Here is a 20,817-nt window from a genome sequence, read left to right as displayed (position 1 = left end):
CCGTGAAACTGTCCGTTTATGACCAGAGGTGTGATATGGGAGCAATTCAACGGCTGCTGTTGGTCGCCGGCGTCTATATGCCGTTGCACGTTGCCGCAGACAGTCTCTGGCAGGACCTGCCGGACTACCTGCAAAACAAAGCCGCCGCCCCGGCAGCGGCGGCGCTCAACGCCAAGGCCGTCGAAGCGCGCCGCCTGCTCGGCGATATCGACGCGCTGCAGGCACAATTGCGGACCGACAAGTCCGACCTGACCCTGGCCGTGCCGCTGCCCGACGGCACTATGGCCAGCTTCCGGCTGCGACCGGCCAGCGTAATGCACGCGGCATTGGCCGCGAAGTATCCCTCGATAGTCACCCTACAGGGCCACGAGGTTGGCAATCCGCAAAACCACGGCCGCTTCGATGTGACCGGCCGGGGTTTTCACGGTATGTTTCAGTACAACGGCGAAACCGTTTTTATCGACCCCGAACAACGGGGCAACAACCGGCAATACCTGAGTTACTACAAAAGACATGCGCAGCCACTGGCCAACCTGCCCGCCGATGAAGTGCTGGAGGGTGCCCCCGTCGCGGCAAAAGTGCTGACCGGCACCGCCGCCAGAGAGTTCGGCGATCCGGTCAGTCTGAGAACTTACCGCCTGGCGGTCAGCACCACCGGGGAGTACACCGCCTTTCACGGCGGCCCGACCCGGGCCCTGGAGGCGGTGGCGACACTGGTAAATCGCCTCAACTACGTATTCGAGCGCGAGATCGCCGTTAACCTGGAATTGGTCGCCAACAACGATAACATCATTTTTACCGACCCCGATTCCGACCCGTTTGCAAACAATAATAACAGCAGCGACCTGACCACCAACTCCACCGTGCTATCGGAAAACATCGGCAACAGTAACTTCGATATCGGCCATGTGCTCACCACCGACGGCGGCGGCGTGGCATTTTTGGGCGCGGTTTGCAACAACACCCTGAAGGCCCGCGGCGTCAGCGGCTCAACGCTGCCCACCGGCAACAGTTTCTATATTGATCTTGTCGCCCACGAAGTGGGACACCAGTTCGGCGCCGCCCATACCTTTAACGGCACCACCAGTAATTGCGGCGGCGGCAACCGCCGCGCGGACAACGCCTACGAACCGGGCAGCGGCTCCACCATCATGGCCTATGCCGGCATTTGCGGTGAGGAGAATATCCAGTCTGTCAGCAACGACTATTTTCACGCGCGCTCCATCGAACAGATGACCAATCACATCACCTTCGGCTCCGGCGCCAACTGCGGTACCGTCACGCCGATCGCCGACAACAGGCAGCCCCGCGCCACGGCGCCGGCGGATGTCACCATCCCGGCCAATACCGCCTTTATACTCGAAGGCAACGGCGAAGACACCAGCGCCGCCCGCCTTGCCCCCGAACTCACTTATACCTGGGAACAGTACGATCTGGGCCCCGCCTCCAGCGACGCCGCCACCATGGTGGACGATGGCCGGCGACCCATTTTTCGCTCCCGCTATCCGTCGCCGTCGCCCCGGCGCTACTTTCCCCAATTGGAGGATGTGGTACGGCAAACCACCAGCCTGGGCGAAGCCTACCCCACCACCAACCGCACGCTACGGTTTCGCCTCACTGTGCGCAACAGTATCGGCGGCAGCGCCTTCGACGATATGCAGATCACAACGGTCACCAGCGCCGGCCCGTTTCGGGTGACCACACCGGCGGCGGCCGCGCGCTGGGACGGCTCGGGGCCGGCCGAGATCACCTGGGACGTCGCCGACACAGATCGGCCACCGGTCAATTGCGACAATGTCGATATCTACCTGTCCACCGACGACGGTGAGAGCTTCAACTTTCCGCTGGTAAGTGCCACCCCCAATGACGGCACCCATACGCTGCCGGCGCCCAATGCCGATACCGATCGGGCCAGAATCCTGGTGCGCTGCAGCGACAATATTTTCTTCGCCGTCAACAGCGGCGCTTTCACTATCGACAACAGCACTGCGCCGTTCGTACCGCTGATTGTCGGGCAAACGGCCATCACTATCAGCGAAGATTCCAACCGCACTGTTCAACTCAGCGATCTCGCGGTGACAGACCTCGACAACGATTATCCGGATGACTTCACGCTGACGATACAAGCCGGCAACAACTACCAGGTCTCGGGCCAGACGGTCATACCCGCCGCGAACTTTAACGGCAACCTGACGGTGCCGGTGACGGTCAATGACGGCGCTGCCGACAGCGACACTTTCGAACTGACAATCACTGTCAGCCCGGTCAACGATCCACCTGTCGCGGCTGCCGACACCGTCTCGATAACCCCGGACAGTGGTGCAACTCTGGTCGACGTGCTGGCCAACGACACCGATGTGGAAGGTGACAGCCTGACGCTCACGGCTTTCGACTACAGCGGCGCCGGCACCGTCAGCATCGTCGGCAATCAGCTCTCCTATACACCGGCAGCAGGTTTCACCGGCTCCGAAGTGATTCAGTACACCGTAACCGATCAAAACGGCGCCACGGCAATAGGCACCGCCACCATGAATGTCGGCGCCGCAAATCCCGGCAGCGGAGGTGGTAGCAGCGGCGGCGACCGCAACGGGGGTGGCAGCGGCGGCGGGGGTGGTGGCGCTCCGGGCTGGCTCGAGCTGCTGGCGCTGTTGGGCCTGGCCCGACTGCGCCGGCGCCGGCAGCAAGCGCAGACACGGACACCGATATGAATGTATTCCATCAACTGGCGGGCTTCGCTGCTTTGGCCACGCTACTGGGTTGCGCCACTGCCGTGACCGAGTCCGCCGGCAGTCCGCAGCCACTGGCCTGGGTAACCGCAGCGGTGGTGGAAGAGGATATCGCCCGGGCCATTGGCCGCGGAGATTTTCGCCTGCTGACCTTTCCCGGTCGCGGCGTTGCCATACCGGGTATCCCGGCCGCCGAACAGGCCGCCGCGCAGCAGTTGTGCGGTGTCAGATATCTCGAGGGCACCGGCGACGTGATTCACAGCGAGGCGGAACTGCCTTTACGCCAGCAGGTGCGCCGCTACACGGAACACTACAATCCCGCCGTTTACGCTGCCTGCAAGTCGCGCCGGTTGCCTCGATAAGCCCAGCTCAATCGGTGTGGCGGCAAGCCGGATTGCGGGCCCGTCTCGGCTTGCCTGTCAGGCGCCGCAGTCGCGCACCAACTCCACTAATATCGCCAGCCGCGCATTGCTGAGCTGGCGGTAGTCGAAGTATGGCGCGACGATAAGACGTGCTTCAGGAGAAACAAAAAAGCCGTCTCGCAGGCATGCCTGCGGCGGTAAAACACCGAGGTCTTCGGCGTAGGTCTTGCCGCTGACAATCTTCACCCCGGGCGCCGCCGGTCGTGGCGGACTGAACAGCAACGCCTGCTGTGATTGCGCCGAGAGCAGAAAATCATCCCGGTAGTCCTGCCAGCAGGCTAAGCCCTGATCGTGTAACGCAAACCCGAGCTTGGCGTATAGCGAAAAAATCTTGCGCCAGTGGTTGCCGGCCTGCATCACTATCCCGTCGATATCTCCCCGTCCCAGAGGCCGCACTTCAGTCACCGCTGCAAACGGCATCACCGGCGGACGATTGGCGATACACACCGCCAACCGGTAATCCGGCGCCCCCAGCCCCACATCCATCATAACCTCCCGTTAGCCGTCGCCTGATTCATCAGTACCGATGATTATAAGCACATTCTCTTTTTATTCTCATTATATCTAGACGTTATCAGCACTCCGAGCAACCTGTGAACTGGTTCTAAGACGCCGGTGATACCTCCCAGTAGGATAATCCCCGACTTCATAGATCAATTCAGTACACGGTATCACTATGTCCAGGCGCCTCCCCCGATCGCTGCTGCAAAAATTCTCACCCTTCGAGCGCCTGTCGATCAATCAGTTGAATACCGTCCAACAATACTGCAAGACGGTGACAGTCGCCGCCGGCCATATCGTACTGCGCCCCCGGGACACCACCCAACACCAGTGTTTTCTGGTCAGCGGCGCCATCGAGGTACGGTTGTCTTTCGAGCAGAGAACGAGCTTTCACCAGGGCTCACCCGAATGCCGCCGCCCGCTGAATCACCTGTTGGCCGACCACGGTTTTATTCGCGCCCAATCCAACTGCAAAATTCTGATGGTGGAAAGTGGTGTGATCGACAACCTGGTAGTGCCCGGCCATCCGGAGGCATACGGTATTGCCGATCTGAGCGACCAACGTCGCGCAGAGCCGGCGGACTGGACAGAGGCGTTTTTACGCTCGTCACTGAGCCGGGCGCTGGCGCCGCGAGCTGCGGTCGAACTGCTGCGCGAGTTGGAGGAAGTCGAAGTCTGCCGCACCCAGCGCGTGGTGACGCCGCAAACCGGCGGCGACTATTTTTATATCCTCAAGCAGGGTAGAGCGCGCGTCATTTTCGACATCTTTGGACCGCAACGAGGCGAGTTTATCGATTTGCGGCCCGGCGACTATTTCGGCGATGAGAGCCTGGTCTCGCAGGCCCAGCAAAATGCCACGGTGGTTATGAAAACCCACGGGATGCTGATGCGCCTGGGGCGGGAGCAGTTCGATCGCCTGATCAGGCCCGCGCTGGTCAACAGTATCGATACGCAAAAAGTGTCGACGCTGATGGACAGCGGGGCTAAACAAATCCAGAAAATGGATGTGCGCTTCTCGGTGGAAACACGCAGCAACCGCCAACGCGACCGTATCGATGTGCCTATTACCCATCTGCGCAAAAGACTGAAAGAGCTGCAACCCAGGTTGACCTATATCGTGGGCCCGGAGAACGATTGCCGCAGCGCCCTCGGCGCTTATATGCTGCGCCGGGCCGGCTTCGATGCCTATCACTTGGTGTCGGAAAACAAGCTGACGGCTAACAGCTGATAAACGGCTCTATCGCATCGGCGAGCCACTGTTTCTCCACATCGTCGAGTTCCGGGGGGAAGCGCGTCTTGATTTCGCAGTGGTAGCGCTTTAACCAACCCTTCTCCTGTTCAGTCAGCAGACTGAAGTCCAGCAGTCTATGATCCATGGGCACATGGGAAATCGTGTCAAATTCGAGAAAGCCGTCGAGCGCCGATTTTTTAACGACCACCAGGTTTTCGATACGGATACCGTAGCTGCCCTCTTCGTAATAACCCGGTTCATTGGAGAGAATCATGCCCTCACACAGAGGCGTGGCACTGGGGGCGGGGCGGATGGCGGCCGGCCCCTCATGCACGCTCAGGTAACTGCCGACCCCGTGGCCGGTACCGTGGCCGTAGTCCATCCCCTGCTGCCACAGGTGCTGGCGCGCCAGCACGTCCAGTTGTGAACCCGAGGTGCCCGCCGGAAAGCGACACATCGCCAAAGCGATATGGCCTTTCAACACCAGTGTGTAGGCGCGCTTTTGCTGGCGGCTCGGCGTATACAGCGCCACTGTGCGGGTGATGTCAGTGGTGCCGCCGTAGTACTGGCCGCCGGAATCGATCAGATAAATGGCCTCGTCATTGAGCACCCGGTTAGTGCGCTCGCTAACCCGGTAATGGGCCAGCGCCGAGTTGGGTCCGCTGGCGGAGATGGGCTCGAAGCTGACCCCCAAAAAGGCAGCACATTCACGCCTTATACGGGTAATTTTATCGGCCGCATCCAGCTCGGTCAGGCTGCGCTCGGCGACTGTGGTTTCCAGCCAGCTGAGAAATTTGATCACCGCCAGGCAATCGTGTTTCTGGGCGGCAAGCGCCCCGTAAATCTCCCGCGGGTTCTTTTTGGCTTTTTCCATTTCAACCAGGTCGGTGTCGATCAAACCGCCCAGTTTGTCGATCCGTTGTGCCAGGTAATAGGGGGTGCGTTTGAGGTTCAGGCCGATCACCGACCCGGCGCCCAGCCCATCTAACACACTGGCGACCGCCGCCGGGGGCTGCACTGCGACACCATCGCCAAAATGGTCGCCGGATTCCACCAGCGGCGGTACGCGTTCGGCCTCGATAAACCACTGCACCTCGCCGCTGCGCGCCAGGAGCGCATAACTGAGAGGCACCGGCACCGTGGCCAGATCCCAAGCCCGTATATTCAACAGCCAGGCCACCTCCTCCGGCGCCGTCGCCAAATAGTAATCGAGGCCGAGTTCGGCCATGCGATTACCGAGGCCGCTCCGTTTCTCGGCACTGCTGGTGCCGGCATATTCGAGCGGATACAAGGCCACCGGGGTCGCCACGGCGTCGGGTCGCTGGCACCAGAGTTCGTCAATGGGATTGGCGGGCAGCGCCGACAGACGCGATTTCACGCCACACAGTTGCTTGCGCAGGGTTTTCACCTCGGCCAGGGTCTGCAACTGCGGATCGAATCCGACCACACTGTCCGGCTCAAGGTGGGTGTCCAGCCACTGCTCCAGCACCTCCGGCTGGTGGCCCAGCACCTCGATTCTGCCGACCGGGACCTGTTGCCGGGCCTGCGCCGTATAACGACCATCGACGAACAGAGCGGCACTGTCCTGCAGGACCAGGGCACGGCCGGCCGAACCGCTAAAACCCGTAGCCCAATGCAGGCGCCTGGCACAGGCGGGCACATATTCGTTCTGGTATTCGTCGCTGCTGGGAATAAGCAGCCCTTGCAGGGCATTATCCCGCAACCAGCGCTGCAGGCAGTCGACAGGGAGTTCGGCGGTGGGCATAGACTCAATATCCGTGATCAGGCGTCAGTAGGTAACACCTATCTTTACGTGAGCTACACCAGGTACCTCATACCCAGCGGGACAAATAAGCTGTTCGGCGGGCGCCGGCACGGGGTAAATACAGAGAGATTTGCCGCCGGGGTGTTCACTCTACTGGCGACCGTCACCCCGGCGGCACAAACACGGAAACCTATACCCCGAATTCTTCACCCACAACTTGGGGGGAATATCTGCGCGCTTTCAACACACTGCGCAACAGGCTCAGACGGTCTTCGTGATAGCTGCGCAGACCGTGTCGCAGGTCTTCGTAGCACACACCGTCATACATTTGATAGAGCGGCGCGATCACCTCGGCGGGGTTATCCATCATTTCGCATTCGCACAAACGCACATAATGCAATCGGTCATTGATATTGCGCACCCGCAGGTCAACTTCGCTGTTGCCGGAATGGCTGGCCAGATGCGAGAAGAGTTCGCCGGTGTAGCGAACCACGCAATGGGCCGACAAACGCTGGGGTTCGACCAATTTCTCCATGATCAGCGACATCTCCGGAAAACCGACGTCACCGCCCTTCAAATGTCCCTTCCTCACCGCGCATACCGACCAGTCCAGCAATATCTGGTTGACTTCATACAGGTCGCGGATTTCCGATTCCACCAGGCTCTTCATAAAAAAGCCCATACGCGGCACCATCAATATCAACTCTTCGGCAACCAGGCGGTTAAGACTCTCACGTACCGGTGTGGGACTTACCCGTAAAAGCTCTGCGAGTTGTTCGATATTGAGCCGGTCGCCCGGCGGGAAGCTGCAGGTAATTACCCGCTCTTTGATACTCGTATAAACACGTTTAATTATGTTCTCGTTGTCCAGTTTTTTCATCATCGGCTGAGTCTCCGAATGTAAAGTCCGTCTTTCTTAGAAGTCGGCGCGCACTGTGGGCAAGCACGGCACAGCCTACTTCCCAACCCTGCACTACAGTCACCAAACTATCACTCAAACCTGTCAGCCAATATTTGTTACCCTAAGACCCTTACACCCTAAGGACCCTTGGCTTTTATTGGTCTCTTTCGCCTTGTAAACCCTCCGCCAACCGGCTCGCATGCTTCGCAGCGGTGGTCCGGACAATTATCCGCCGCGCACATAGCCGTCGAATTCCTCGAAGCAGGGGCTATGCATCTTTCTGGTTACGTCCGTGAACCGATAGCGGTCGAACAGTTGCAGCGGTAAACACCGCGCTACCTGAATAAGGTGGTGGTGGGTCTGGGATCAGTTTGCTGATGGACAACGTGCCAGGAGAGCAATCACCAACAACCGAAACTCGACAGTGCGACCAATGATACTAAAAACTTTTGACACATGGCAGTATACTGCCATCAATTTTTGAACCCGTACTTTAGTACAAACTAATCCCGCCCCTTATAATATAGGGGCCCCAGCAATACCAATGGCAAAAAACTGCTAATAATATATTCCGCAAATATCTTGAAAAGCAGTCGAAATGGCACACCTTACCTTGTAATGACGCTAAATTTGACTCTATATGGCGGAATTATGCTATTGACGTTGCGTTGGCGGGAAAAGGTGGGACGCAGGATTTTTAGATTAAACGGTTAAGCAACGCCAGATAAGCACAACAAAATATTCTAAAGATATAGGACTTTTCCAAAGGGTTTGACGGGAATCACATATCCAGCATCATCGGTGTTCCACTTTTCGCATAAAGATCACACGTTGTCACTAGACCGACTGACCCACATCAAAGATCCGGGCCCAACGGCGGCGGATGCAGTAAAGTAAAAGTAGTGATCGTTCAAATACTGCCATACTTGTTACAACGGAAGCGCTTCACCGCCGTGTCGAATCGGATTACCCGTACAGTGAATAATCGAGATTGATTCTCATTGGGGGCACTGTCCCGCCCTCGATAAGCAAACCCTGAACCGGCTTGAATAACGCTTGCTTTTGGGCCGAAAAAGGGGGGCCTCAGCCACCGCACCGCAGATTTGCCCGACTTTCCGGTTAAAACTGGCCGTTGGCGCCAAATACTAAACACTTTGCAGCAGGCACAACACAGATTTGTGCCATTGTTGATTATGACACCCCTGTCATACTTGGTTTATTCAGATGTTCGGCGACATCCATCTCATCACACCGGCCAGCGACAACGATCACCTGCTGAAAGACAGGGCTAGCGTCTATGGAGAGCGTATTCAATCAGTACCACAGCATGCTGCTGAGCTTCTTCAGCAAGCGCTCACAGAATACCTGGGACGCCGAGGAGCTGACCCAGGAGGTGTTCTACAAGATGTTGAAGCGCGACGAGATAGACGCCAACCAACCCTACCCTGAATCCTATCTGTACACCATTGCCTGGAGTGTGTTGCGCGATCGCTCGCGGCGCGACCGGGTACGTCAGCGAGGCCAACACGTGGTTTACGATGAATCCCTAGCAAAAGAAGACCCCCATACCCCGGAGCGCGATGCCAACAGTAGAGAGATCTACCAGCGCTACGTGCAGATACTGAACGACCTCAGCCCCAAAGCCCGGGCGGTGTTCGTGCTGCACCGCTACGAGGGACTGACCTACACACAGATTGCCAAACACTGCGACATGAGCGTAAGCGCGGTGGAAAAGCACATGATGAAAGCCTTGGCGCAGATGAAAGAATTACTCAGAGATCACGTATGAATTCAAGGACTGAGGACGGCAGCGACAAGGCACACATTGAGGAGCGGGCGCTGTATTGGTTTACCCTGATGCGCTCGGATACCCGCACCAACAGCGACTGCGAAGCCTATAAAACCTGGCTCAATGCCAATCTGGCACACCGCCGGGCTTATCGCCAACTGGAAGAGGTGTGGGGCGTGACCGGCGACTTTGCCGGCACTCCGGCGGTGGAAGAGGCTCGCCTGCAGGCCCGGCGTTTCAATACCCGGTCGGTACACCAGTTCCCACCCCGCGCGGATACCCCCGTGGCGACCGCTGCGCCGGAGCCGGAAAGTGCGGGTGATGGCAGCGGAGGCGGTCGCAGACGCTGGCTGTCTGCAGCGCTGGCCGCCTCTTTGATGTTCGTTTTCCTGGGTGCCAATATTACCGGCGACGCTCCCTGGGAGCCCGGCGTCTACCAGACCGGCTTAGGCGAACAGAAAACTGTCGTGCTGGAAGACGGCTCCAAACTCCTGCTGGATACCCAAACCCGGGTGAGCCTCGATTTCTCCCCGCAACAGCGACGCCTGGTATTGGAACAGGGCCAGGCGCGTTTCGATGTCGCCCACGACAAACAGCGGCCGTTCGTCGTGACTGCCGGCAGCGGCAAGATTACGGCACTCGGCACCGTCTTCGTGGTGAGGCGGGTGGCCCGTGAGAGCGCCGCCGACGAGGTGTTGGTGACGCTGCTGGAAGGTAAGGTGGCCGTGGCCCGAGAGCAGAACGTCGCGGCAGCGCCAACGCCGGCGCAGCCGGACCGGGCGCCGCCGCCAGCGCAGCCACCGGCAACGGTTACCCTCAATGCGGGACAACAGGTTGCCTATTCCACCAGCAGCCGGGGTATTTCGGCGGCGGCGACTGTCGACCTCGAACAGGCCACCGCCTGGCAGGCCGGGCGGCTGGTGTTCGAGGATCATTCGCTGGCCGAGGTGCTGGAAGACCTTAATCGCTATTCGCAGACACGGATATTACTTGGCGACGACAGCCTCGAAGCCATTAAAATCACCGGCGTTTTCAAGACCGGTGACAACCAAAAAGTGGTGCAGACATTGACCACCTACTTTGATATCCGAGTGACCAGCGACAACCGGGGCAACCTGATTCTGACCCCGGCGGGATAGTCGCCCACCGCGGCGTCGCGCCTGCCATTTTCCTTCTCCCTTCACACCACCCGCTGATGACCCGCGGGTGGCGTTAACACCTTTCTGCAAGGCAAAAGACGACAGAAAAATATATTTTCTCAAAACAGATGAGTGATCTGCACAGCGCCACGTTATTAGTAGTAGACGGCGGCAATAAGCCCCGCACCGGTGCCCCACAGCCACGCTAAAACGGGAAAACACCATGTCGACTCAGCAGCGACCGCCTATCGAGCAAGAGGCCATCAAGTGGTTTACACTCGTCAGGTCTGATCAGAATCTGGCGCAGCATGTGGCCGAATTCGAGGTATGGTTTCACGCCAATATTGCACACAGCCGCGCCTACCGCGAGATAGAGAAAAGGTGGGAATTCTTCGGCCAGTTTGCCGACCATCCCGCAACGGTGGCTGCGCTTCGCGAGGCCCGGAACACTATAAAGAGTTAGCTCGCACTCACACCAGCAAAACCGGCGGCGTGAATTTCCATCAGCCTCGTATGCAAGTACGAGAATCGATGGCACCGCCAGCGCCGGTCGGCGGGCACTGTTAACCCGCACCTGCCAGTGGTGTAGCATTTTCTAATTATGAGAACCCGCCGCAGCGGGCGCATCGGACCAGCCTGACCGCTCGCGAGTGAGCGATGCACATCGCACCCCTGTAATTCGCCGGGAACGGCTAACCCGCACCTGCCACTGGTATAGCATGCTCTGATCGTGAAAATCCGCCGCAGCGGACACGTCGGACCGGCCTAATCGCCTGCGGACGAGGGGCGCGGATCGCACCCCTGCACTTTCCAGGCCTGCCAGACCGGAGCAATTAACTTGTCGGCTTCCATACCCAGCCCCCGGGCGACTTTGAACACCATATCCAAAGAGGGCATGATCTTGCCCCCTTCGATATCCTGGTAGTGCCGATTGGACATACCACCCCCGGCAGACACCTGTTCCTGCGTCTGACCGTTCGCTTCGCGGATTTGCCTGATCGCCTCTCCCAGCGACTTACTAATAGCCATAAAGACCCCTATTATCGAGCACATTGGATACCAGGGTCATTTATACGTCCAAGAGGGCGGGCATAGCCACGCCCTATAGTACGCTTTAGCTATTTGGCTGGATTTCAGGCTCTTTTTGCCACTCTTTCCAGATGGGAGCAACCAGCTTATCGGGGGCTACACCGAAAGCCGTGGCGATTTTGAACAGGGTTAACAGCGATGGCATTCTGTGCCCTGCTTCGATTTTTTGTAAGAAACGATTGTTGATACCGGCCTCTGACGACAGCTTTTCCTGCGTCCACTCCTTGGCCACGCGTTTTTGCCGCACCAGATCCCCGGTCACTTTTTTTATATCCATACACCCTCGACGTATTTGCTATAGGAATTTGAAGGCTCCCTTTTACGCCCTAGCGGACGGGCGTTGAACGTCCAGTAGGGCGTATATATGATTCTCGCGCCTTGACCCCTATTTGCGCCAGAGTCGTTTCAGCGCCGCAAAGGGCGGGTATTGCAATCGCCCATATCACGCCCTATAGTACGCATTCGCGAGAACTAAACAGGCGCCAACAGCGACGGCTCCGGCGGGCTGCCGCGAGAATTCAACAGTGACGGCAACATCGGCACCGATAGCCGGGATTATCGAATAAGTCAGTCAATCATTAATTGCATCAATAACAACAAGCGTGTCCAACACGACCACCAGAGAGGAGCATATATGCGGAGCAAAACCACGCCTGCGAGCAGGCTCTGCTACCGGGACAGGGAAGCGGACAATCCGGAGACAGACCCCCAATACGCCATCCGGGCCGACAAGCCGCCCTATATTGTTTCACCCCACAAACTCAACCTGCTGTTCGACAGCGACGAAAACGACGAAGCACTGTTTGCGCGCTTGAAGCGGGAGCGACAGCTCTACCGGCAGTTCAGCAGCGCCGACACCCCGGCCGAGCTGCGCCGGCGACTGCAGGAGGAAGTCGCGCAGCTGGGGTTTTCGGAATACGCTTTCCTGCGCCTCGACCGGGTTGCCACGCCCGCCGCCAGCGAGGCGCTGATGCCGACCGAACTGTTGTCGAGCTGCAGCGAACGGGTGGCCCAACGGTGCGGCCTGATGCTGCAGGCGGGCATTGCCGACGCCCGCAATCGCCACCTGTCGGCGCTGTTTCACTGGGTGGCCGCTGCGGAGACAGACGCGCGGGCGATTAAGAACCATCAATCTGTGCTGATCGTCGGCGCGCAGGGGGCCGGTTATTACCTGGTCATTACCGGTCGGCCCGGCGCCAATGGCTACCTGTGGATGTCCGGACCGGGCCAGGCCCGGGACACCGATGCTTTTCACCAGCGGGTGGAAAACAACCAATACGCCCTCAACCTGCTGGCCACGACCATCGAGGCCGTGGGCACCAGCAAATTCCCGACCCTGTTCCGGCACCAGAACCGCGGCCAGGCCAACACCATCACGCCGCGGCCACTGCGCTTGTTAAACACCCTGGCCAAACGCGACGCCACCCTGCGCGAGGCCGCCGATCGGCTCTGCCTCAGTACTGACACCATCAACAAGCACGTGGCCGCCGCCAAGGCCACCCTGGGTACCAACACCCTGGCGGGCACTCTGTGGCAAGCACTGCAGGCGGGGCTTATCGACACCGAGGACCCTTAGCCTCGGCGCACGGCAAGCTGCCACCACTACTAAACGGTCTGATCTGGCCCGGGAACCTGCGTTACTTCTCACCACAAAAAATATTCTGAATATATCAGTGGTTTTTTGACTTCAGGGGTGAGGAGAATCGGTTTTCTTGCGTGATATACATGAGCGTAACTCTAAATAAGACGTCTATAACCAGTGGTTGCCGTAGCCTTATCCTATGCCTGATCGCCGCCAAACATTAGATTTCACGCTGACAGGCGATAACCAGGACGCCATGTGCGACAAGCTGTTACTCCAGCTCGGGCGCACTGCCGGCGATAACAGAACCGATACCAATCTCTCTCCCGAGATGCAATTGGGGCTCTGTACCCAGCTGGCAAGAGCCAAGGATCCGCGCGATTTACACAACCAGGTACTGGAAGTCATTGGAAAAATAGGGTTTTCAGACTACGGTTTTGTGCGAATGGCCCCGTCGGACCTGGAATCCCCCCTGCTGACCAACCCCCATGACCAAGTAAAGTCTTACTTCGAGGAGGGCTATTACGAGCACGATTTCATGGTCCGGTACGTCTCGCAGAATATCCGCCCCATTTTCATATCGAAGGTCTACGGCGTCGCCTATGACGCCCCCTACGATATCGATCTGTTCCGCGCCAACCAGAAAATCTTTGAACTCAACCAAAGCTACGGCTATCTGGACTATTACTGCATCCCCATGATGAGTTGTCGCGGCAAAGCCAAGGTCATGCTGACGGTGTCGCAACGGGGCATCAGTTCGCTGGATTTTCAAGTCAACATTACCCGCCACAAACCTACCCTGCATGTATTGTGTGAAGCCATTGATCACGTCACATCTACCAAATTTCCGAACGAGTTCTCCGTGGGGGAAGAGTGCGAACCGGTAAAAATCAATCCCAAACCGCTGCTGGTGCTGAATACTCTGGCCAATAACGATATGACCATGTCAGCAGTCGCCGAAAAGCTCTGTATCAGTACCATCACCGCAAACCAGCATATTGCCGCCGTGAGAAGAGCACTAGACACCAAGACGACAGTTGGTGCCATAAAAAAAGCGATAAAATTAGGGTTGATCAGTTATACCTAAACGATTACAGCAGAGGTCCCGCCTATGTCCACCGTTGCCGTAAAATATGCGCCGGAAAATAAAGTTGATTTACTGAGCAAGCAAAACCTGATTAATCCGTTTCCCGACTATAAACTGTTGCGCGAACACTACCCGGTATGCCGGGTAGAGCCAAACCGTTTCTGGGCTGTCAGCCGCTTTGAAGATGTGAGGTTTATGCTCAAGCGGCACGATCTGTTCTCCTGCTCGGCCTACAGCGACATGTTTCAGGCCGACTGGCTGAGCGAAGACTGCAAAAGCGATCGCTTTATCGCCACCCTGGACCCGCCCGAGCACACCCAGCGCCACGCGCTGGTGAACAAGGCGTTTGTCGGCCGGGTTATCAACGCGCAGATACCGCACATGAAAAAGGCCGCCGAGGACCTGATTCCCGCTCTGCGGGCAAAGGGCGAGGTGGACTTTCTGGAGTATTTTTCCTATCCCTACGTCGGCGGTTTCCTGGGCCGCATCATCGGCACCGGCGATGTACAGGGCTTAAAAGACATGCGCCGCTGGATGCAAATGGAAGAGCTGCTGACCCTGCGCAGACCGAGCGATGAGTTTATCGCCGAGTATGAATACCTGTTGCGCAAGCATCGGGCGCAGTTTACCAAGATTATTGAGCACAAGCGCGAAAATCCCGAGAACGATCTGGTTACCGCACTGATTCAGGCCGAAATCGACGGGGAGAAGCTCACCGGGCGCATGCTGCGCGACGCGCTGGAAATCTTCGTTGCCGCCGGATTCCAGACGCCGGTGCAAATGCTGTGCGCCTGTATTATCCAGCTTTCCCGCAGGCCCGAACTGCTGGCTGAGCTGCGCCAATCGCCCGAGCTGATTCCCGCTTTTATCGAGGAGGCCATGCGGTTTGCACCATCGCTGCACGGGGCCTTGCGCCGAACCCGCAGCGACGTCGAGATCGCCGGCGTCACCATCCCCGAAGGGGAATATGTGATAGCGCTATTGGCGGCCGCCAACCGCGATCCGGCGCAGTTTCCCGATCCCGACAGCTTCCAGTTGTCGCGCCCCAATGTAAAAACCCATCTCGCCTTTGGTTACGGGGCCCATATCTGCATTGGGGAAGCGTTAGCCAGGCTGCAGATAAAAATTGCACTGGAAACGCTGCTGGAAAACTTCTCTCATATTTCCTGCCCGCCGGAAGACCAGATAAACTGGGCGCCAGCAATTTTCGTGCGCGGCCTGCTCACCTTGCCAACCCGTTTTAAATAACAAATAACCTAATCATTAGGGAGAAACCACTATGCCTTATCGCATAAGCGACTTGCCGCGCCCCCTTATCGGTGTGCTCACCTCGAGTGGGTTGGCCGCTCTGTGTGGCACCGCGATAGCTCAGGCGACCGACGAGTCCGCACTGGAAGAGGTCATTGTCACCGCACAGAAGCGCGAACAATCGTTGCAGGATACACCTATCTCCATCGCCGTAATGGGGCAACAGCAGTTGGAGATCATGGGCATCAACAGCCTCGGCGACCTCGGCGAGGGCGCCATCCCCTCGTTTCGGGTGCAACCGCTGGGCATTGCCTCATCCAACCTGGTGATCAGTATTCGCGGCAACAGCCCTTCCGATGCCAGTGAAGTTACCCGCGATCCCTCTGTCGCCATTTATCTGGACGGGGTTTATATCGGGCGCTCCCATGCGCTCGGCATGGAACTGGCCGATCTGCAGCGGATCGAGGTGCTGCGTGGACCCCAGGGCACACTGTTTGGCCGCAATGCGGTGGGCGGCGCGGTGAGCCTGGTGTCCAATAAACCCAGTGGCGAACTCGGTATCAAACAGACCTTCGGCGCCGGCAGGTTCGACGAATTCCGCAGTGTTACCCGTATCGACCTGCCCGAATTTGCCGGTATTCGCAGCAAAATTGACTTTATTCACTCCGAGCGCGACGGCTGGGTGAACAACACCCAGCCCGGTGAGGCCGACTATACCGCTTATGACAAGAGCGGCGGTCGCCTGAGTTTGCACTGGCCGGTGAGCGAGTCGGTTACACTCGACTACAGTTACGATCTGTCGGATGTGGAAACTGTGCAGAATTATTTTCAGTTTTACGAGGACAACGGCGGCGCGTTTAGTCGTGAACGCGAGCGTATGACCCGCACCCGCGCACCGGTGACCTCCCTCGACCCCACTAGCGCTGAACAGCAGGGACATGCCGCGACAGTCAGCTGGACACTGTCGGAACAACTGGAATTCAAATCGATCAGTGCCTACCGGACGCTGGAGGAGGAAAACAACAATAACTTTGCCGGCGCCTTGTACTTCAATGGCCTAAAACTTTTCTCCGAAACGGACCAGGAGCAGTTTTCCCAGGAATTTCAGTTGATTGGCACCAACGATAATATCGAATGGGTAGCCGGGGTCTTTTACTTCGACGAGGAAGTAGAAAAAGATACACAGAATTTTTTCACACTCGATATGTTTGGCACCCAAGGCCTTGCCCCCATGACGCCCATCACACCGCCGACGACCTTCGACTCTTTGCAAAGAGGCGACGACGTACCCCCACGCTTTGTCGACGCCGACGCCGAGTCGACAGCGGTTTACGGACAGGTCGCCTGGTCGGCTACCGACGAGTTTCAGATTACCGCCGGCCTGCGCTACACCGAGGACGAGCGCTCTGGCACACGCATCGAAGAAGGGCGTGATGACTTCGATCTCGAGACCGACAATACCGACTACTCATTAACCTTCGACTATCAGTGGACGGAGGATGTCTCCACCTATGCCAAATGGTCCACAGCCTACAAAACCGGCGGCGTCAATACCGGCTCCGTGAGCTTACGGCCCTATGATTCCGAGGAAGCGGAAACCTTTGAGATCGGGCTGAAGTCGGAATTCTTCGACCGTCGCCTGCGCATCAATGCCGCCGCTTTCACCACGGAATACGACGGTATGCACCTGGATTTCAGCGATCCGGATATACCCACCATAGTGGATACCATTAATGCCGAAAAAACCGTCGACGTCGACGGTTTCGAACTGGAGGTCACCGCGGTGCCTTTTGAAGGCCTGACGGTGGGGTTGAGCTATACCTACCTGGACGGCGATATGCCGCGCCAACCCAACCCTCTGGACGACGGCGCTGAGCGGCGCTTCTCGCTGTCGCAGACACCACCCCATGCCGGCGCCCTGAGTCTGGACTACAGCTTCGCACCGGCCAGCTACGGGCTGCTGACGGCACATCTGGATGTCACCTCCACCGATCAATACGCCTACGTGCAACACGGCGGCTTTCGCCTTGACGGCTATACCCTGTTCAATGCGCGCCTGAGCCTGGCGGATATTCGTTTCGGCGAACACGCAGGCGCTTTAAAAGTCTCCCTTTGGGGTAGAAACCTGACTGACGAAGAGTATGTGGTTTACGCGTTCCCGGTTGGCGGCCTACCGATTGCGGTACCTCAGGCCTTTGGCGATCCGCGCACAGCGGGCATTGACTTTACCTACGAGTTTTAGCGCCAGTTTCAGTACTTACCGGAAAACAGGCGCAGGGAAGTGCCTGACAAACCGTTACGCTTTCTACGCACACAAAAAGAGCAGCCTCTCTTTGTTATATATAACGTTAGTAGTAGCGGTCGATAACACAATCGCATGTAAACTCAGCTCCATTAAAAGCATCTCTTGTCATACAAGTGACACTCCAGAAGCAACGGCAAAAAGCAAACGAATATTTTCCACCTTGCTGCAAATTTCATGTAAAAAATGGTACGCACTTCAAATTTTTTTCCGAATAAGATGAGGAAAATTGGTAAACTTGCGAGAATATAGATAGTAGCGTTAAAGTCTGGCATTCCACTCCCAACCGGCAGCCGCCCCTCCAGTAGGGTACCGGTCGAGACGGCAGCAAGGCAGCTTAATGGTTCCACCCTGGACTGGTGACAGCAGATGGTGATCGCACATTTCCCCGGACCCAAAACAATGGCTTACCGGCCGAATATCGAGTCTGATTTCTACGCCGACTTTGCAAGGGCCCGCAACCCTATTGAGTTTCGGCAAAAGATCGGCGCCACCGTCAACAATTTGGCGTTCTCAGACTTTGCTTTCGTGCGCATGAATACCAGCGAGGCGGAGGGCCCAAACTTCGCCACCAACCCGGATAAGCAGTTGGAAATTTACCAGGAAGAAGGGTTCTACGAGCACGACCTGATGGTGCGCTATGCCAAGGAAAACACAAAGCCGCTGTTTATGTCGCAACTGTATGTCACCCAAACTCCCATCGACAAGCGAGTCTACGAGCTGAACCAGGCCTTTAGCTACTACGACTACTATTGCATACCGTTCGCAGCCTGCAACGGCCACGGCAATGTGATGCTGGCGCTGTCGCAGCGGGGAGTGAGGCCGGTCACGTTTCAACGGCGGGTAGCGGCCTGCAAAGACGTGCTCCACGCCCTGTGTGTGGCGATAGATTATGTCGGCACCTGCAAGTTCCCCGACTTATTCGTCGGCCCCGGCGAAAGCAGGGCGGCCAAAACCATTCCCGAACCGATCCGGGTGCTCGCCACCCTCGCCAATGGCGATATGCCCCTGCCCGCAGTGGCGGACAAGCTGGGCATGACGCTTGAAGCAACTGAAATGAATTTGAGGACAATCAAACTGGCCCTGTCTGCCAAAACCAACAATGCCGCCATAAAACACGCCATCACCACCGGGCTGATCACTTACACCTGAGATACTTGACATGAAATAAAGTTTGATTAGGCTGCAAAAAGTTTTAATTAACGCTAAGATCTATATTCTGGTCATCAACCCATCCTCAGCCCGCTATTTTTCAACCTGTCAATCACAGATTTTTATGATTGGACCGGGTTGGATTAACTGAATTTTCGCTATTGTCCGTTCACGGTTTCGTGACTAATCTTGCTTCATAGTAAGGAGCATTCATGTCACAGAAATCACCCGCATTCGGCCCCAAGGCTGTCACCGGCGGCAGGTCATTAAAGGCCGTGAGCAGCCCCCAGCAGTCAACCTGGCGCTACCCGTCTTCTGTTATACCCGCGGAGCGGTTGGGTGCATTTTTTGACAATGACGAGGAAGACGAAGCGTTATTTGCGCAGTTGCAGATGGAGCGCAAGCTCTATCGGTTGTTGAACAGCTGTGACACGCGCGAGGCGATGGCGAGGCAAGTGACCGGTATATTGACGCACCTGGGCTTCGCCGAATATAGCTTCGTGCGCCTGGATGTACTGCAAAGGGATGAGGGCAACCAGGCGCTGATGCCGAAGATGATACTGTCCAGCCACGGCGGCGAGAAGTTTGAGTCCGGCGGCATGATCCTGCAGGCCACGGCAGACGATCCCAGGGCGCGCCATCTCTCGATGCTCTACCACTTTATCGCCAGCCTGCCTGCAAACGGTCTGGAAAACCGCGGCGGGCGCTATATGCTGATTATCAGCGCCGGCGATGCAGGCTGTTATATTACCCACAGCGGCACGCCCAAGAAGGGGCGGTACCTCTCCATATGCTCCCCGGAAGATCGCGCAGAAGACATATTCCGGCAGCATGTGGCCAATAACCAGCAGACCCTGGACCTCTTGGTTAACAGCATTGAAGGCGTGGGTATAAAGAAGTTTCCGCAAGTTTTTGAGGCGAACAAAAAGAGCACGGCGGCAAAGATCAACCCTCGCCCGCTAAGGCTACTGAACACCCTTGCCAAGAAGGATGTGACGCTGCGCCAGGCTGCAGACTTACTCCATCTGAGCACCGATACTATCAACAAGCATGTGGCGGCGGCCAAGACAGCATTGGGCACCACCACCATTGCCGGGACTGTGTGGAAAGCGATTAAAGAAGGGTTGATTGACGAGCGGAACTGAAGATTATCGGCTCTGTAACTTCTCCGTCACTCTCTCCAACCCGCGCTCTCCCCACCGACCCGGGGTCTACTACGCACTGCCCTCAGCAATCCCACCCCGCTTATCTATCAGTGATCAGCTAACTAGTTCGAAATGACCGCACAACCACTTTAGAAAAAAACACTTCACACAGGCCACATAATTATAATTAACCTGTAAGTTATCTACTTAAACAATAAAGCCAACTAAATGATCTCAAGCTTTCAAAATTTAATGAAAATAAATTCCTAAAAAATCTCGTCTTTTCGGCGTATTATCTGCTACCAATTTAGCCCTCATTGCAATTTGAACACTCTAGTTCGCGCACCATCTGTGCCCAACATCTAAAATCAAGTGTGCATTTTTGGCGCAGTAATAAATTACTGTTAGTTGCCGCAACAAAACCTACATCAAGCTGTTGGAAGCCACTGAAATAAAATGCAGACCATTGTTTCTTATAGATTTTTTAATTTTTTTCATGAGGTGATCGGAGAAGCCCTGCGTGAGAGTAGGTAGCGGCGGAAAATATTCGATCAATAACTGCGATGGATTCAACCGGTCAACGCAACATCTCGTTAAGCATAGCTGCTGGCGATCGATATCCCAAGGTTTTTCTTGGTCTATTGTTTAACTTAGAGGCAATTTTATTTAGGTACGATTGCGGGTAATCTGAAAGGTAGGTTCCTTTCGGAAAATACTGGCGTAATAGCCCATTAGTAT

General features: G+C 56.7%; 17 protein-coding genes and 1 pseudogene. 12 read left to right on the top strand and 6 right to left on the bottom strand.

Features of this window, described 5'->3' with window-relative positions:
* Positions 1-35 precede the first annotated feature (35 nt).
* Entirely contained in the window at positions 36-2,708 is a 2,673-nt protein-coding gene (locus tag FKG94_RS22255; RefSeq protein WP_142929155.1) for a reprolysin-like metallopeptidase, read from the top strand.
* Positions 2,705-3,088: a hypothetical protein gene (locus FKG94_RS22250; RefSeq protein ID WP_142929154.1), complete on the top strand. Its 384-nt coding sequence runs from the start codon at positions 2,705-2,707 to the stop codon at positions 3,086-3,088. The genes FKG94_RS22255 and FKG94_RS22250 overlap by 4 nt, the downstream gene beginning before the upstream one ends.
* A 57-nt stretch (positions 3,089-3,145) precedes the next feature.
* Here FKG94_RS22250 and FKG94_RS22245 read toward each other — a convergent pair whose 3' ends face one another.
* Positions 3,146-3,637, bottom strand: coding sequence for a DUF6942 family protein (locus FKG94_RS22245; protein ID WP_142929153.1), 492 nt, complete (start codon positions 3,635-3,637; stop codon positions 3,146-3,148).
* A 187-nt stretch (positions 3,638-3,824) separates the two neighbouring features.
* On the opposite strand from FKG94_RS22245, the gene FKG94_RS22240 reads away from it, so the two are divergent.
* Complete coding sequence (locus FKG94_RS22240) at positions 3,825-4,877, top strand: cyclic nucleotide-binding domain-containing protein (RefSeq protein ID WP_142929152.1); 1,053 nt, start codon at positions 3,825-3,827, stop codon at positions 4,875-4,877.
* Here the strand turns inward: FKG94_RS22240 and FKG94_RS22235 are convergent.
* Together FKG94_RS22235 and FKG94_RS22230 are read right to left on the bottom strand one after the other, a co-directional pair.
* Positions 4,867-6,645, bottom strand: coding sequence for an aminopeptidase P family protein (locus FKG94_RS22235; RefSeq protein ID WP_142929151.1), 1,779 nt, complete (start codon positions 6,643-6,645; stop codon positions 4,867-4,869). The genes FKG94_RS22240 and FKG94_RS22235 overlap by 11 nt on opposite strands.
* 190 nt (positions 6,646-6,835) lie before the next feature.
* Positions 6,836-7,528, bottom strand: a complete 693-nt coding sequence (locus FKG94_RS22230) for a GntR family transcriptional regulator (protein ID WP_142929150.1) — start codon at positions 7,526-7,528, stop codon at positions 6,836-6,838.
* Between the two features lie 1,315 nt (positions 7,529-8,843).
* Here FKG94_RS22230 and FKG94_RS22225 point away from each other — a divergent pair.
* From FKG94_RS22225 to FKG94_RS22215, 3 genes are all read left to right on the top strand, one after another.
* Positions 8,844-9,335, top strand: a complete 492-nt coding sequence (locus FKG94_RS22225; protein ID WP_142929149.1) for an RNA polymerase sigma factor — start codon at positions 8,844-8,846, stop codon at positions 9,333-9,335.
* Positions 9,332-10,474 (top strand): FecR family protein, encoded by a 1,143-nt coding sequence (locus FKG94_RS22220; RefSeq protein ID WP_142929148.1) that lies wholly within the window; start codon positions 9,332-9,334, stop codon positions 10,472-10,474. The genes FKG94_RS22225 and FKG94_RS22220 overlap by 4 nt, the downstream gene beginning before the upstream one ends.
* Before the next feature lie 223 nt (positions 10,475-10,697).
* The gene (locus FKG94_RS22215; protein ID WP_142929147.1) at positions 10,698-10,937 is read left to right on the top strand and encodes a FecR/PupR family sigma factor regulator; all 240 of its coding nucleotides are present in this window, start codon (positions 10,698-10,700) and stop codon (positions 10,935-10,937) included.
* 302 nt (positions 10,938-11,239) lie between these two features.
* Here the strand turns inward: FKG94_RS22215 and FKG94_RS22210 are convergent, their stop codons facing one another.
* Both FKG94_RS22210 and FKG94_RS22205 read right to left on the bottom strand, forming a co-directional pair.
* Positions 11,240-11,503, bottom strand: coding sequence for a helix-turn-helix domain-containing protein (locus tag FKG94_RS22210; protein WP_179957760.1), 264 nt, complete (start codon positions 11,501-11,503; stop codon positions 11,240-11,242).
* Positions 11,504-11,588: 85 nt separating this feature from the next.
* On the bottom strand, positions 11,589-11,840 hold the full coding sequence (locus FKG94_RS22205) for a helix-turn-helix domain-containing protein (RefSeq protein ID WP_142929145.1): 252 nt from the start codon (positions 11,838-11,840) through the stop codon (positions 11,589-11,591).
* Positions 11,841-12,197: 357 nt separating this feature from the next.
* On the opposite strand from FKG94_RS22205, the gene FKG94_RS22200 reads away from it, so the two are divergent.
* From FKG94_RS22200 to FKG94_RS22175, 6 genes are all read left to right on the top strand, one after another.
* The gene (locus FKG94_RS22200; RefSeq protein ID WP_142929144.1) at positions 12,198-13,139 is read left to right on the top strand and encodes a helix-turn-helix transcriptional regulator; all 942 of its coding nucleotides are present in this window, start codon (positions 12,198-12,200) and stop codon (positions 13,137-13,139) included.
* Positions 13,140-13,344: 205 nt separating this feature from the next.
* Complete coding sequence (locus FKG94_RS22195; RefSeq protein ID WP_142929143.1) at positions 13,345-14,232, top strand: helix-turn-helix transcriptional regulator; 888 nt, start codon at positions 13,345-13,347, stop codon at positions 14,230-14,232.
* 24 nt (positions 14,233-14,256) lie between these two features.
* A complete protein-coding gene (locus FKG94_RS22190; RefSeq protein ID WP_142929142.1) occupies positions 14,257-15,480 on the top strand; it encodes a cytochrome P450 in 1,224 nt (407 codons plus the stop codon).
* Between the two features lie 31 nt (positions 15,481-15,511).
* On the top strand, positions 15,512-17,722 hold the full coding sequence (locus FKG94_RS22185; RefSeq protein WP_142929141.1) for a TonB-dependent receptor: 2,211 nt from the start codon (positions 15,512-15,514) through the stop codon (positions 17,720-17,722).
* A 429-nt stretch (positions 17,723-18,151) separates the two neighbouring features.
* Positions 18,152-18,934 carry an autoinducer binding domain-containing protein gene (locus FKG94_RS22180; protein WP_142929140.1) on the top strand — a complete coding sequence of 261 codons (783 nt, stop codon included), beginning with the start codon at positions 18,152-18,154 and terminating at the stop codon, positions 18,932-18,934.
* Positions 18,935-19,146: 212 nt separating this feature from the next.
* The gene (locus FKG94_RS22175) at positions 19,147-20,079 is read left to right on the top strand and encodes a helix-turn-helix domain-containing protein (RefSeq protein WP_142929139.1); all 933 of its coding nucleotides are present in this window, start codon (positions 19,147-19,149) and stop codon (positions 20,077-20,079) included.
* 577 nt (positions 20,080-20,656) lie between these two features.
* Here FKG94_RS22175 and FKG94_RS29265 read toward each other — a convergent pair.
* Positions 20,657-20,817: pseudogene (locus FKG94_RS29265) on the bottom strand (IS30 family transposase); the annotation flags it as partial.

This window comes from Exilibacterium tricleocarpae (assembly GCF_007004655.1).
In the GTDB taxonomy this organism is placed as follows: Bacteria; Pseudomonadota; Gammaproteobacteria; order Pseudomonadales; family Cellvibrionaceae; genus Exilibacterium; species Exilibacterium tricleocarpae.
The sequence above is the reverse complement of the archived record's forward strand: the minus strand, read 5'-3'. Positions and strand labels throughout refer to the sequence as shown.